Here is a 13,477-nt window from a genome sequence, read left to right on the forward strand (position 1 = left end):
AGGGCTACCCCACGATGAACAGAGACGTAGGTTTTTTTAACTTCTCGGTAAATAAGATATTGACCAGGGAGCAGACCATCCTTGACCAGGCACGTATACGCCTGTTGTATTATGGTTTGTGGCTCGCCATCATTGCGGTTTCGGCTTTAGTAGTTAATATCTATCTCGATCATCAATACCTGCTTGCCTTTACCACACTGATATTGCTGGTCAGTTTTATCATCTTATTTAAATACCTAACCTTTCGCCCTCGCTGGGGTATTATATCGCATATTTTGCTGGTAATGGCTACGGTGGTGAACCTTACCAATGTTTTTATTACCCTGCAAACGGTAGATATCATTACTGCACAGATCGTACTGCTGATCATTATATTCAGCTTTTATATGCTTGGCCAGGTAAGCGGGATGTTTTATTCGCTGATGAACCTGATACCGGTATTGCTGTTTTTGATACTGGAATACGATAACAACTATGTGATAGGCATTAAGCCTATGACAATAGATGAATCTACAATCATCATTGCGGTGTGTGCCAACTTTATCCTCATTATCTTCATGCATAGCCATTTTTACACTGCCTTTATTAAAAGTATGAAGCAACTGAGGGCAACTGCGGAAGAACGCGGCAACCTGAATGTTGAGCTGGAAAAGGTAATAGAAAAGGCGGAAAAATCAGCGCAGGCGAAATCGGAGTTCCTGTCCATCATGTCGCATGAGATACGCACCCCGCTGAACGCGGTGATAGGTATGGGTAACCTGCTGATGATGGGCAACCCGCGGCCCGATCAGAAAGATAACCTGGATATTTTGAAATTTTCGGCCAATAACCTGCTTGCACTTGTAAACGACGTGCTTGACTTTAACAAGATAGAGGCGGGCAAGGTGGTGTTTGAGAACATTAAATTCAAAATACCCGACCTGATGCAGAACGTTTGCGGCGGGCTGCGGCTGAAGGCTGAAGAGAAGGAACTTGAATTCAGGGTTTCTATTGATAACAGCCTGAAAAATAAGATCGTCATCGGTGACCCGACACGACTAACCCAGATCATATTTAACCTGATAAGTAATGCAATTAAGTTTACACCGTCCGGCAATGTTTGGGTAAATGTTAAGTGCGTTGAGGACAGGCATAATATCGTAAATGTTAATTTCTCGGTCAAAGACACGGGTATCGGCATCGAGAAAGAAAGTCTTGCAACGATATTTGAACCTTTTACCCAGGAGTCTATTAGTACTACCAGGCAATACGGCGGCACTGGTTTAGGCCTGGCCATTGTGAAGCGTTTGCTCGAGCTACAGGGTTTGCATATGGAGGTGCAAAGTACACTTGGCGAGGGTTCGGAATTTTCATTTGATATGGAATTCCCTGTTTCTACAGAAGTCGCTCCGGTGCCGGAAGAAAATGATCAGCCCGAATCCGTAACAGCCGCTATAGATTCAATAAGCCAGTTGCGCGTGCTGATTGCCGAGGACAATATGGTAAATGTGATGCTGATGAAAAAGCTTTTTTCCAAATGGGGCATCACACCCACTATAGCCGAAAACGGAGAACGCGCCATTGAGATGGTGCAGTACGGCAATTTCGACATCATCCTGATGGATCTGCAAATGCCCGTTCTAAACGGGTTTGATGCGGCTACGGAAATACGAAAGATGCGTGATCCCCGTAAGGCTAATATCCCTATTATAGCCCTTACCGCCTCGGCGCTGTTCGACATAAAAGAGCGCGTATTTAACTCCGGTATGAACGACTATGTGTCCAAGCCATTCAAGCCCGACGAGCTAAAGGAAAAGATACAGAACCTGGTGGCAACTATAAGTTAAGATAAACCTCTTTATACTGGGGTAACTCCTCGATAAAACTATAGCTCTGTTTATCAAAATCAATTCGGCAATAATAATGTTTAAGCCCGTTGCTGACAGCCAGTAACGACACCTTATGTACCATATTATAGCGGGCCACCTGGTCAAATACTTTTTGGTCGATACTGACCGAGGGAGCTTTGCATTCTATCAGGAGTATCCGCTCTCCTTTAGAATTGAAAACCACTATATCGGTTCGCCGCGCTTTGCCGTGCAGTTTCAAAGCTCCTTCAAGTTTGATCAGTGATTTCGGGTACCCTTTTTGGTTGATGAGGTATTGAACAAAATGCTGTCGTACCCACTCTTCAGGGGTTATGATGATATGCTTTTTGCGTATCTCGTCAAAAATGGTCAACACGCCATTTTGCTCAACGATCTTGAAAGAGTAGGGTGGTAGATGAAGTGGCTGAAGCATTGTTCCAAAAGTAAAAATTCAAAATTCAAAATAGCAGGCTTTTCGTTTTTGAATTTTTACTTTTGACTTCCTCTATGACGGCGACCGAAATAATAAAAGACTTTAAAAACCGAAAGCTTAAGCCCCTGTATCTTCTGCATGGCGACGAGCCTTATTTTATCGACCTTGTGAGCAACTATGCTGAAGACAAACTGTTGTCGGATGCCGAGAAGGGGTTTAACCAGACAGTGCTTTACGGCAAGGACACGGATATAATGACCGTGCTTAACGCTGCCAAGCGTTACCCAATGATGTCCGATTATCAATTGGTGCTGGTTAAAGAGGCGCAGGACATGAAATGGGGCAAGGAGGATGATGATAAAAAGGGTATAGACCCCGTATTGAGCTATCTGGAAAATCCATTGCGCAGCACGGTACTTATTTTTTGTTATAAATACGGCAAGTTTGATAAGCGGAAAAAAACCTATAAAGCGATAGATAAGAACGGGCTCGTTTTCGAGTCAACATCGTTGTATGATAACAAGATACCCGGATGGATAGAAGAATATGCCGGCGAAAGAGGTTACAAGATGGATGGGCCCGCAACAGCGATGATGGCTGAATACCTGGGGAACGACCTCTCAAAAATTGCTAATGAACTCGATAAGTTGATGCTGAACGTAGCTAAGGGGCAAGCTATAACTTTACAGCACGTGCAGGATAATATTGGTATCAGCAGAGAGTATAATGTATTCGAATTACAATCAGCCTTAAGCCGTAAGGATCCTGTAAAGGTCAATCAGATCGTTAATTATTTTGAAGCTAACCCTAAATCCAATCCCATGGTGCTGGTGCTGGGGAATTTGAATAATTTCTTCAGTAAGGTGTTGTTATATCATTACGCGAAAGACAAGTCGCCGCAAAGCCTGGCGCGCGAGTTGGGGGTGAACCCTTATTTTGTAAAAGATTATGAACTGGCGGGGCGCAGTTATAACTATGGGAAAACTATGCAAATAATAAGCTTGCTTCGTGAATACGATCTGAAAAGTAAGGGAGTTGATTCAAACGACGGCCCCGGCGAATTGATGAAAGAGTTAATGTTTAAGATACTGCACTAACCGGTCGGGGTAAAAAATGCTCATTTATTGTGGAACGAAGCTCCAATATCTCTTTGTTTTGAGTTATGTTTTAACAATTCAACGCAAATAATCACCATTAGAGCCAAAAATGTATAGAACGCTATGTTCTGGTACACATTCCCCACACTTACAACTGTCTGAAAATCCATTAGGTAGATTTATTATTAGTTAATACTAAATACAAAACTAAATAATAATTAATTTAAAATAAAATATTATAGTAAAATGAAAATGGTTTGTAATTTAAATGTTACATTTCCGCGTTCGTGAAATTTAAATTTTTATAAATCTGCACTTTACATGACAATTTTAATTTGGTGAAAAATAAGGAGTAATGCAATTTAGCTAAGTGGAACATTATTTGCTATTATCCCGTTTAAAATCGCTGTCAAGACATTATTTACTACAACGTATAAATACCATTACTGTTTTGCCGGAATTAACAGAAAAACTAATTTGCAATTTTAAAAATGGATCCTTTTAATTCCCGGTTTATTTTAAGTGAAAAAAGATGGCTTTGGATCGACTACGATAAAGGCATCAGTATTATGTTCGTCGGTTTCGGGCATTGCTTCCTGACGCTTAACGGTCACGGCCTGCCCCTGAGCGACTACCCTTTTATTAATTACCTTAATACGTTTCTTTATGGCTTCCGGATGCCGTTGTTTTTTATCATATCCGGTTTGCTTGTAGGCAAAAGTCTCGCTAAAAAAGGGTATGGCGGCTATGTTTCCGACCGTGTCAATAATATCTTGTACCCCCTTTTAATATGGGGTTCAGTCCAGGTGACCCTGCAATTGCTGGCCGCACGATTTACAAACAATGGCACCACGCCCTGGAATTACATCTACCTAATCACCGACCCCAGACAGAACGGCCCATTTTGGTATTTGAACGCTTTATTCTTTATAGGAGGAATATATGCACTTTTGAAATCGAAACTGAAGATCAGCCCTGTATTGCATATCATATTTGGTTTTGCGCTGTATTCGGTTTCGGCTTATATGAAGACGCATCAGATTGACAAGGGCTTTTTGAACGACATATGCGAATATTATTTCTTTTTCGCCCTGGGCGACCTGATATCGAACATCATGTTAGCAGAGGGGAATATAGAGCGTTTTACTTCCTGGAAAATATTCTTACCCCTATTGGCTGTATTTGTGTACGTTCAGTATCATTTCACGCAATTGAACATCAAGCCGACACCGCTCGGTATGCAATATGTCGAATACCAGCAGCCCTTTTGGTTTCTCATCGAAGCGCTTATCGGGTGCGTAACCTCGGTTAGTTTTTCGTTTTTGCTTCAGCGGTACAAGGCGCTGACCTTTATTCGTATCGTAGGTTATCACTCGCTGTTTATTTACGTTATGCAAATCGTTACGATGTCGTTTACCCGTATCATTTGCATGAGCGTCTTTCATCTGTATTACGTTCCGGCGTTAGTGCTTATCGTATGGACATCGGGTATAGTGCTGCCCGTATTTTTTTATAACTTCTGCCTTAAGTACGGCTTGTGGTGGTTATACACGTTCAAGAAACCTAAGAAACAGGTTGAGTATATGAAAACTGCCAGCATCTTTTGGTTCAATCGCAGCAAAAAGGTGGAAATAAAGCTCGAAAAAGAGGCGTTATCCAATACGAATTAGCCGTTGCATAGAAAGCCTTTTTTTGAGGGAAAGCCAGTTAATTGCAAATAAGCTGTTAATAATTACTATATTGAGGTCATTGTCGTATAAATTTCCATTCATATCAAACCAGACAGTATTATTTTTTCAAATGAATAGATAAAATTTAAACCCCATCACCACCTCTCTCTGAATGAAAACAATACTAAAAAAAGGAAAACGGGCAGCCGAAAAAACGCTTATCGGGGCATCCCAGGTTTACTACAAACTGGCTGGCAATAAAGTTGAGTGTAACATATGTCATTATAAGGCAAATAAACTTAAAAGCAATAGTTGGCACGCCTATTCAAGCTGCCCTAATTGCGGTTCTACTGTCCGTAGTCGTTTATTGGTAGCTGCTTTAACCATGCTGGATGAGTTCAGTGAAAACAAACTGATCGTGGGCAAAAGGGTACTTCATTGCGCACCCGAAGAAGCTACCAAAAGAGTTTTAAAAGGAAAACCGGCGGTATACAAAACTGGTGATTATCTTGCAGAGGGCTACGATTACGGCGATATAGATTACAACCTTGACATCACAGATATGAAGCAAATAGGCGACAAAAGCTTTGATTGCCTTATTGCCTGTGATGTTTTAGAGCATGTTTATAATCTTCATAACGGCCTGACCGAAATTTATCGGGTGCTTGACGATGGCGGTTATTGTATACTGACAGTACCACAAAAGGACCACCTGGATAAAACCTACGAGGACTTGACCATTACCGACCCGAAAGAACGCGAAAGGCTTTTTGGCCAGGATGACCATATGAGAATATTCGGTGATGACTTTGTTGATATGTTGGCGAAAGTGGGCTTCAAAGTAACTGCCGTTGATGAAAAGTTCTTCGATAAAGCTATTGTCGATAAATACGTACTGTTTCCGCCTGTGTTGTCAAAACATCCTATGGCAACAAATTACAGAAAAGTGTTCTTCGGAAAAAAGGGCTGACAGCAAACCAGTTACAACTACATCCTCAAACGTAAGGATACCGAACGCCCAAGTGCCTGTATAAGATCAGGGTTAACGGAACTATTGCTGTCTTTTTGTATCCAGCCTTTATTTTGATCGCGGTGCAGCTCAATAGTTTCTCCGTTTAAAATCAATTCGAGTTCGGTCGTGTCCCGGTCTATCAGCTTACTATTGACGATTTGATACGCGTAGTCGGTATCATTAAAGGTTATTCTTAAAGGCAATCCCATGTGGCAAATGTTCGTTGGTAAAGATAGACTTGTTAAGGAGATTGGCGCTGTTTTTTCGAAAAAATAATCGGCTGATTTTGAGAGCGCTACCGCGTCCATGTTAAACCTTGTTCCCGCCCGGGCGCTTTTGGGGCCGAAATGGGCTGCACTGCTGAAGTGTGCTAATCACCGTTCTTTACCGCCAATTTCAGGCAGGTTATGGGCTGATTTGGTCAAAAAAATACCTCGAAATGCCATTATCAGCAACATTTTATCATGCAAAATATCGTCAAAATCGCGCCCCTTATATTTACGACAACTGTTATATTTGGTGAAAACTTATATCATGAACTATTGGCTCGTCAAATCAGAACCTCATAAGTATAGCTGGGAACAATTTAATAAGGATGGCCGTGCCGTTTGGGACGGCGTGCGCAACTTTGCTGCGCGTAACAACCTGAGAGCTATGAAAGAGGGAGACCTGGTGTTTTTTTATCATAGCAACGAGGGTAAGGATGTTGTTGGCATAGCCAAAGTGATCAAAGAATCGTACCAGGACCCAACTACCGACGACACCAATTGGCTGGTGGTTGATCTCGTGCCTGTCGAAGCCCTGAAAAAATCAGTCACACTGGCGCAAATAAAAGCCGAACCGGCATTAAAAGATATCCAATTAGTAAAGCTCGGCCGCTTGTCTGTTTCCGCAGTGAAAAGGGAGGAATTTGATAAGATAGTGGAAATGGGAAGCTAAATCATAATTAATTGTCCATCATCAACCTGTCTCAATTTTTTCCGTGTTCAGATACCTGCTTTGCTCCGCTCTTCTTCTTAATTCAATTGCCCTCCGGGCGCAGTCACCTTTTAAGGGATTGGAAAACTTGTTTACCACACCGGGGAACTATATCGTTTATCACACAGCAATTCCCCCGGTAATCGACGGCAATATTAACGAATTAGCCTGGCAGCACGTAACCTGGACGAACGAATTTGTAGACATTGAAGGCGCCGACAAACCCAAACCTTCGCTTTCTACCAAAATAAAGATGCTTTGGGACGATAGCTGTCTTTACATTGCCGCTCAGCTAACCGAGCCGCAGGTGTGGGCAACCTTAAAGAACAGGGACGATGTCATTTTTCATGATAATGATTTCGAATTTTTTATAGATCCCTATAACACAATGCATAATTATTTCGAGGTCGAGATAAACCCATTTAATACCATTTTCGACCTGTTCCTGAATAAGGCCTATCGCGACGGCGGAACACCTCTGAGCAGCTGGGATGTTAAAGGCTTACGGTCGGCGGTGAAGATACAGGGCACGCTTAATAACCCGGCTGACGAAGATGAGGGCTGGACAATTGAAATGGCTGTGCCATTCAGGTCGATGCGTCTGGGCGGCGGCCCTATCGTGCCGCGTGAAGGAACAATTTGGCGTGCTAACTTTTCGCGGGTTGAGTGGGATACCAAAGTTATTGACGGTAAGAATGTTAAGCTTACCGATAAAGCAGGTAAACCACTGCCCGAACATAATTGGGTATGGTCGGCGCAGGGGCTTATCAATATGCACTACCCCGAACGATGGGGCTATTTACAATTCAGCAAAAAAGAGTCTGGCTCGGTACTCTTTACCATGCCATATGCAGAATTGCAAAAGCAATACCTGTGGCTCGTCTACTACCGTGAAAAGGAATGGTATGAAAAACACCACAGCTACAATAAAAACTTGACAGACCTTGGTTTGGGCCAGGAGATTAGTGTCGATAGAAGGGCAAATGAATTAACACTTCAGGCAACAGATTACCAGTTTATGGCTTTGGTAAAAGATAAAGACGGCAAATCCTCGTGGTCCATTAACCAGGACGGACTGATAAAGCCCGTAACGAATCAGCCCGGCGAATAAACGAGCATTTTAAACTTACTCTTTCTGATCGGTAAAAAACAACGCCTTCAATTCTGTAGCATCATCCGGTTTCATTTTTCCGCCCAGGATAAGGCGTAGTTGACGACGGCGTAATGCACCGGCATACAACAGTTTATCTTCCTCGGTTTCCGGCTCCAGCGACGGTACAGGTATCGTCCGCCCGCTTTGATCCACAGCCACAAAGGTGTAATAAGCCTCGTTGCTTTTAACTTTCGTCGCCGAGGGTATATTTTGTGCCCATACATCAAGCCTTACCTCTACCGAAGTGGTAAATGCGCGGGTCACTTTCGCCTCAATAGTAACCACATCGCCCAGCTTGATAGAGTGCTTAAAAGAGACATTGTCAACAGAGGCAGTAACCACTATACGGTTGCAATGCTTTTGCGCCGATATAGCCGCAGCAATATCCATCCAGTGCAATAAGCGCCCGCCCATCAGGTTATGCAATGTGTTGGTATCGTTGGGTAATACCAGTTCGTTCATAATGGTGTGTGATTCTTTGGGCGTTCTGGATTTCATATTTGGGGGTTTTGCCGTAAATATACAAATCCTTACCTCTTTTGAGTACTCAACGGCCGGTACCCCACCAGCTCGGTCCACCTTGCGCCCGAGGGGTGATAGTAAACCAGTATTTCATATTCATTTTCCGTCTCGAAATGTGACCCGCCGAAAGCCGTATTGTCCGGCTTAGCCGATCCTTTAGGCACCCACACATATTCATAATCATAAACGCCCTGTTTCAGGAACAACTGGATATGAAAGTGATGATCCGTTGGGTCATACACTAATTTACTTGCATCACTAAGCCGGTAATTATTGAATTGCCCTACAATATACACCGTGCCATCGTTATCTGATCTGGTTGTTGCAAGCATGAAGTACATGTGTGCATAGTCGGCGTCTACACGCGGGTCGCTGCCGCCATCCTGGTTTCCCGGAAAGAATTTGCCGTCGTTGTCGTAATAGAAGGCGTAGTTAGGCTGGTTATTGGTCGGGTCTATCAGTAACACTACCGTATTCGCTGTATCGCGGTAAATGTGCGATACCCGGTCCGAATTCAATTTCAGGCTGCGCGTATCGAAATGCCTGAATTCATTTAGTCCCTGGAAATTGTTAGTGCTGATGTCATTGTAGACCAATGTGTTGCCGCGAATGTTGGCGGGCTGCGAATTAAGGATAGCTGTTTCGCTGCGCCGGTTTTGAATGATAAGCGCACGGATGTCATAATTGGGATTCTGTACCCGCAAAGCCCCGTAGTTGATCTCGAAATTGACCTTCTGATGGGTTTCTCTTAACGAATTATCACTCGACGGAACAACCTCGGCCACAGTAGAAACCTTCGGCTCCACCACATAAAAACGCCGTGTAAGCACCATTTTGGATCTGTCCCCGTCCTCGTAAACTTTCAGTACATAATTGCCGGATATTTTTGGCCTGATATTATCGTTCGGAAATTTAAGCTCGTAGTGAGTGTATTTTTGAATAGTGGACGATGAATAGCTGTAGTCGCGTATTTGGTCCTCGGTGAAGCTTTGCAGGTATTCTGCCGGCGAAATATTGGTCGGGGTCCAGTTCTCGTCGCAATGCTCAATGGTATAATAAAAATTGCGGCTGCCGCCCTGCAGGTCATCAAAGCCCAATAAAAGCTGCTCACCCGAGTTTAGCTCGATAAGAGGGAATGATGCTGCTTTTTTGGTGTTATATAATTCGACGGTTTTTATTTCCGGAAGAAAAACCTGGTCGGTATAGGGCGTAGTTTGCGCAAAGCCACCTAAGCTAAAAAACAAAGCTATGCAGAAACATAACGCAAATCTCCTCATGGTTTACCTGGGTTTACTCTACTAATCTTTGGTCACTAATCACAAATCCCTACAATCAAGCCTCCAGTTCCAAAATTTGTTCCGCCAGCGCTTCCCACTTAACTTGCACTTCCTGTAGTTCCAGTTTCTTTAGCTGGTAGCTGTCAGTTACCCTGGCTGCATTATTCGCATCGTTATACAACTTATCGTCGGCAAGTTGTGCCTCAAACTCCTTCACCGCCTTTTCCAGTTCAGCTATTTCCTGCTCCATCTTTGCCAGGTCCTGGTTAAGTTTTTTTATCTGTTTGGATTTTTCGTCCGATTGTTGCTTTTCGGGAGAAGGCTCTTTCTTTTCTTCTTTTTTGGGCTGGGGTGCAGGGGTGGCGGCTTTGGGCGCAAACTTACGTTTAGCGCTCCATTCGTCAAACTCGGCATAAGTGCCCGGGTATTGTTTTATCAGGTGGTCCTCGATAAACCATATCTTGTTGGCCACATTGTCAAGGAAATAGCGGTCGTGGGATACGACGATGAAAGTACCCTGGTATTGTTGCAGCGCCTGTACCAGGATGTTTACTGATGCGATGTCCAGGTGATTCGTCGGCTCATCCAGTACCAGGAAATTAGCGTCTGCTGTTAGAGCTTTCGCCAAAGCAACACGCGACTTTTCACCACCCGATAACACTTTGATCTTCTTGAATACGTCATCGCCGGTAAACAGGAATGAACCTAAAATAGTCCGCAATTCTGTTTCGGTATGTTTTGGGGCGAATGACTGTAACTCCTGCAAAACTGTATTTTCCAAATGTAAAGCTTCCAGTTGGTGCTGCGCAAAAAAGGTTTGCGATACATTGTGGCCGGTTTCAGCCTTGCCGGTAAAATCTTTATCAGCACCTGCAATAATGCGCAATAAGGTTGATTTACCTTTGCCGTTTGCGCCTATCAGCGCAATTTTGTCGCCTTTTTCAATTACCGCCTCCGCATGTTCTAAAATATCGATAGCAGGATATTTTTTGGTGATGTTATCCAGTGTTACCACGTGCCTGCCCGATTGCTTCGAAAAGCGGAAGCTGAAATTCACCGACGGGTTATCATCATCCACATCATCCACACGTTCCAGCTTGTCCAGCGCTTTAATGCGCGACTGCGCCATTTTAGCTTTGGAAGCTTTGGCCCTGAAACGTTCTATCAAACGCTCTTCCTGCCGTATTTTCGATTGTTGATTTTTAAATTCGCCCCGCTGAATTTCTTCACGCTGTGCCTTTTCTTCCAGGTAGAATGAATAATTACCCGCATAAACGGTCAGCTTGCCTTTGCGCGATTCAACCGTACGGTTGATCACTCTGTCCAAAAACCACCTGTCGTGTGATACAATAACTATTGCCCCTTCAAAAGCTTTCAGGTATTCCTCGAGCCATTGTATGGAAGGTAAGTCAAGATGGTTGGTAGGCTCATCCAGCAACAGGATGTCCGGTGCCTGCAAAAGTATCTTGGCAAGCATCACACGCATACGCCAGCCGCCAGAAAACTCGCTCAACTTGCGATGGGTGTCCGGTTCGCTAAAACCAAGACCGGCCAGTATCTCGTGCGCTTTGTATTCGATGTTATAACCATCCAGCACTTCAAATTCATGCTGCTTGTCACTCAGTTTGTGCAGCAGGTCCTCGCTATAATCTGTTTCGAGCTTTTTTAGCAGGTTCTCTATTTCGTCGTGCAACTGGTTCTGGCGCTCAAAAGCCTCCATGGCCACATGCAATATATTTTTTTCGGAAGAGTAGGAGAGCAGGTCCTGGTTTAGGTAGCCCATGGTCAGGTCCTTGGCCATGGATATAGTACCCGACGTTGGCGAATACTCACCAACGATCATTTTCAACAGGGTAGTTTTCCCGGTGCCGTTAGCACCTATCAGGCCAATTTTTTCACCCGGTTTAATATGCCAGTTAGCCTCATCATATAAAGCCCGCGCACCTATCTCGAACGTAAGATTATTTATAGCGATCATTTGCGCGCAAAGATACGGTTTTTGAGGCTTAAAGCTTAAGGCAGAAAGCAAAAAGCGATAGACGCCATGAACTATGATCCGTGAACTATGAACTAAAAAATCTAACTTCGCGGCATGTACCAGTTGATAAAACCGCTGCTGTTCCGGTTCGACCCTGAAAATATACACTATTTTGTTACCCGTAATTTAAAACGCTTCAATCGCTTTCCCGGTGGTTCAAAGGTAAGCCGGTTGATATGGGATATACAGGATACCCGCCTGGAGAAAGAGGTATTCGGCCTTAAGTTTAAAAACCCTGTGGGCCTTGCTGCGGGTTTTGATAAGAATGCCGAAGTGATAGGCGAGATGGCCGACCTTGGTTTTGGCTTTATTGAAGTTGGGACCGTAACTCCTTTACCGCAGCCAGGCAACATTAAACCGAGGATGTTCCGCCTGCCGGCAGATAAGGCGCTCATTAACCGCATGGGTTTCAACAACATGGGAGCTGATGTAGTAGCCGAGCGTATTGCCGCTTACCGCCGCAATGCCAAGCCCTTGCAAAAGGGGTTGATCATAGGTGGTAACATTGGCAAAAACAAAGTCACACCCAACGAAGAAGCCGTAAATGACTACATCAAATGTTTTGACCGTCTGTTTGATGTGGTTGATTACTTCGTTGTGAACGTGAGTTCGCCCAATACGCCAGGCCTTCGTGCTTTGCAGGAGAAGGAGCCGTTGATGAATATATTGAACACCCTGCAGCAACGAAATTCCAAAAATGGTATCAGCCGGCCGATATTATTAAAGATCGCCCCCGATCTGACCCACGAGCAATTGGATGATATTGTGGACATCGTTATCCAAACAAAGATTGCCGGCTTGATTGCCACCAATACTACCGTCGTTCGTGAAGGGTTGAGATCAGCAAAATATACAGAGGAGCAAGGCGGACTAAGCGGAAAACCCCTAACGGAACACTCCACCGAAGTGATACGCTATCTTTCCCAACGGTCAAAGGGTGCTTTCCCCATTATTGGGGTGGGCGGCATCCATTCCGCACAGGATGCCATGGACAAATTAAAGGCTGGGGCTTCACTGGTGCAGCTTTATACCGGCTTTATTTATGAAGGCCCCGGTTTGATCAGCCGGATCAATAAAAAAATCCTGTCTGCCTAAGCAAACAGGATTTGTAACTTGATCAATAAAGTCTCCCCGGCAGGGGGAGATTTAGAGGGGGCTTATTTACCTAAAGCCTTCGCAATAGCTTCGTTATTCTTCACTAATTGGCTTTTTTTCGGCTCCGCCGAACGGCTTCCCAGCTCGATGTTGGTAGCCAGCTTAAGGCCCTGAACCTCTAAACGTGAGAAAGTTTTATTTCTTCTGTCTTTTCTTTTTAAACGTGTAACGCCCATGGTGTTGTAATTTTAATATTGTAAACCTCGAGGTCGGAAGCGGATTCGAACCGCTGTAGGAGGTTTTGCAGACCTCTGCCTAGCCACTCGGCCATCCGACCCTTTTTAAGGAGTGCAAA

At 44.1% G+C, this 13,477-nt stretch carries 13 protein-coding genes and 1 tRNA gene; 7 read left to right on the forward strand and 7 right to left on the reverse strand.

Annotated elements, in window-relative coordinates; genetic code table 11:
- Nucleotides 1–14 precede the first annotated feature (14 nt).
- The gene (locus VL525_RS02730) at nucleotides 15–1,826 is read left to right on the forward strand and encodes an ATP-binding protein (RefSeq protein ID WP_325383056.1); all 1,812 of its coding nucleotides are present in this window, start codon (nucleotides 15–17) and stop codon (nucleotides 1,824–1,826) included.
- On the opposite strand, the gene VL525_RS02735 is transcribed toward VL525_RS02730, so the two are convergent.
- On the reverse strand, nucleotides 1,816–2,280 hold the full coding sequence (locus VL525_RS02735) for a type I restriction enzyme HsdR N-terminal domain-containing protein (protein ID WP_325383058.1): 465 nt from the start codon (nucleotides 2,278–2,280) through the stop codon (nucleotides 1,816–1,818). The two genes, VL525_RS02730 and VL525_RS02735, sit on opposite strands and share 11 nt — an antisense overlap.
- Nucleotides 2,281–2,354: 74 nt before the next feature.
- Here VL525_RS02735 and holA point away from each other — a divergent pair, with 74 nt between their 5' ends.
- The 3 genes from holA (at nucleotide 2,355) to VL525_RS02750 (ending at nucleotide 6,017) form a co-directional block, all read left to right on the forward strand.
- Nucleotides 2,355–3,377, forward strand: a complete 1,023-nt coding sequence (gene holA / locus VL525_RS02740; protein WP_325383060.1) for a DNA polymerase III subunit delta — start codon at nucleotides 2,355–2,357, stop codon at nucleotides 3,375–3,377.
- Nucleotides 3,378–3,868: 491 nt separating this feature from the next.
- Nucleotides 3,869–5,047 carry an acyltransferase gene (locus VL525_RS02745; protein ID WP_325383062.1) on the forward strand — a complete coding sequence of 393 codons (1,179 nt, stop codon included), beginning with the start codon at nucleotides 3,869–3,871 and terminating at the stop codon, nucleotides 5,045–5,047.
- A 172-nt stretch (nucleotides 5,048–5,219) separates the two neighbouring features.
- Nucleotides 5,220–6,017 carry a methyltransferase domain-containing protein gene (locus tag VL525_RS02750; protein WP_325383064.1) on the forward strand — a complete coding sequence of 266 codons (798 nt, stop codon included), beginning with the start codon at nucleotides 5,220–5,222 and terminating at the stop codon, nucleotides 6,015–6,017.
- Between the two features lie 17 nt (nucleotides 6,018–6,034).
- Here the strand turns inward: VL525_RS02750 and VL525_RS02755 are convergent, their stop codons facing one another.
- On the reverse strand, nucleotides 6,035–6,268 hold the full coding sequence (locus tag VL525_RS02755) for a hypothetical protein (protein ID WP_325383066.1): 234 nt from the start codon (nucleotides 6,266–6,268) through the stop codon (nucleotides 6,035–6,037).
- A gap of 325 nt (nucleotides 6,269–6,593) precedes the next feature.
- On the opposite strand from VL525_RS02755, the gene VL525_RS02760 reads away from it, so the two are divergent.
- Nucleotides 6,594–6,998 (forward strand): EVE domain-containing protein, encoded by a 405-nt coding sequence (locus VL525_RS02760; protein ID WP_325383068.1) that lies wholly within the window; start codon nucleotides 6,594–6,596, stop codon nucleotides 6,996–6,998.
- A 118-nt stretch (nucleotides 6,999–7,116) separates the two neighbouring features.
- Nucleotides 7,117–8,148 (forward strand): carbohydrate-binding family 9-like protein, encoded by a 1,032-nt coding sequence (locus tag VL525_RS02765; RefSeq protein WP_325383070.1) that lies wholly within the window; start codon nucleotides 7,117–7,119, stop codon nucleotides 8,146–8,148.
- Between the two features lie 15 nt (nucleotides 8,149–8,163).
- Here VL525_RS02765 and VL525_RS02770 read toward each other — a convergent pair whose 3' ends face one another.
- The 3 genes from VL525_RS02770 to VL525_RS02780 are packed head-to-tail and all read right to left on the reverse strand — an operon-like array spanning nucleotide 8,164 to nucleotide 11,967.
- Nucleotides 8,164–8,688: an acyl-CoA thioesterase gene (locus VL525_RS02770; RefSeq protein ID WP_325383072.1), complete on the reverse strand. Its 525-nt coding sequence runs from the start codon at nucleotides 8,686–8,688 to the stop codon at nucleotides 8,164–8,166.
- Nucleotides 8,689–8,720: 32 nt separating this feature from the next.
- Nucleotides 8,721–9,989: a DUF5103 domain-containing protein gene (locus VL525_RS02775; protein WP_325383074.1), complete on the reverse strand. Its 1,269-nt coding sequence runs from the start codon at nucleotides 9,987–9,989 to the stop codon at nucleotides 8,721–8,723.
- 55 nt (nucleotides 9,990–10,044) lie between these two features.
- Complete coding sequence (locus VL525_RS02780; RefSeq protein WP_325383076.1) at nucleotides 10,045–11,967, reverse strand: ABC-F family ATP-binding cassette domain-containing protein; 1,923 nt, start codon at nucleotides 11,965–11,967, stop codon at nucleotides 10,045–10,047.
- 114 nt (nucleotides 11,968–12,081) lie between these two features.
- Between VL525_RS02780 and VL525_RS02785 the strand changes: the two genes are divergently transcribed.
- Complete coding sequence (locus VL525_RS02785; RefSeq protein ID WP_325383078.1) at nucleotides 12,082–13,122, forward strand: quinone-dependent dihydroorotate dehydrogenase; 1,041 nt, start codon at nucleotides 12,082–12,084, stop codon at nucleotides 13,120–13,122.
- A 62-nt stretch (nucleotides 13,123–13,184) separates the two neighbouring features.
- Here the strand turns inward: VL525_RS02785 and VL525_RS02790 are convergent, their stop codons facing one another.
- Together VL525_RS02790 and VL525_RS02795 are read right to left on the reverse strand one after the other, a co-directional pair.
- Complete coding sequence (locus tag VL525_RS02790; RefSeq protein WP_325383080.1) at nucleotides 13,185–13,358, reverse strand: spore protein; 174 nt, start codon at nucleotides 13,356–13,358, stop codon at nucleotides 13,185–13,187.
- Between the two features lie 30 nt (nucleotides 13,359–13,388).
- Nucleotides 13,389–13,459 (reverse strand) — tRNA-Cys (locus VL525_RS02795).
- Nucleotides 13,460–13,477: the final 18 nt, after the last annotated feature.

It is taken from the genome of Mucilaginibacter sp. (assembly GCF_035492695.1).
Classification (GTDB): Bacteria; Bacteroidota; Bacteroidia; order Sphingobacteriales; family Sphingobacteriaceae; genus Mucilaginibacter.

Excerpts from the sequence above, each read along its gene's own strand:
- VL525_RS02790 (WP_325383080.1), bottom strand. The coding sequence starts at position 13,358 with ATGGGCGTTACACGTTTAAAAAGAAAAGACAGAAGAAATAAAACTTTC.
- holA (WP_325383060.1), top strand. The coding sequence starts at position 2,355 with ATGACGGCGACCGAAATAATAAAAGACTTTAAAAACCGAAAGCTTAAG.
- VL525_RS02760 (WP_325383068.1), top strand. The coding sequence starts at position 6,594 with ATGAACTATTGGCTCGTCAAATCAGAACCTCATAAGTATAGCTGGGAA.
- VL525_RS02735 (WP_325383058.1), bottom strand. The coding sequence starts at position 2,280 with ATGCTTCAGCCACTTCATCTACCACCCTACTCTTTCAAGATCGTTGAG.
- VL525_RS02770 (WP_325383072.1), bottom strand. The coding sequence starts at position 8,688 with ATGAAATCCAGAACGCCCAAAGAATCACACACCATTATGAACGAACTG.
- VL525_RS02745 (WP_325383062.1), top strand. The coding sequence starts at position 3,869 with ATGGATCCTTTTAATTCCCGGTTTATTTTAAGTGAAAAAAGATGGCTT.
- VL525_RS02780 (WP_325383076.1), bottom strand. The coding sequence starts at position 11,967 with ATGATCGCTATAAATAATCTTACGTTCGAGATAGGTGCGCGGGCTTTA.
- VL525_RS02785 (WP_325383078.1), top strand. The coding sequence starts at position 12,082 with ATGTACCAGTTGATAAAACCGCTGCTGTTCCGGTTCGACCCTGAAAAT.
- VL525_RS02755 (WP_325383066.1), bottom strand. The coding sequence starts at position 6,268 with ATGGGATTGCCTTTAAGAATAACCTTTAATGATACCGACTACGCGTAT.
- VL525_RS02775 (WP_325383074.1), bottom strand. The coding sequence starts at position 9,989 with ATGAGGAGATTTGCGTTATGTTTCTGCATAGCTTTGTTTTTTAGCTTA.
- VL525_RS02750 (WP_325383064.1), top strand. The coding sequence starts at position 5,220 with ATGAAAACAATACTAAAAAAAGGAAAACGGGCAGCCGAAAAAACGCTT.
- VL525_RS02730 (WP_325383056.1), top strand. The coding sequence starts at position 15 with ATGAACAGAGACGTAGGTTTTTTTAACTTCTCGGTAAATAAGATATTG.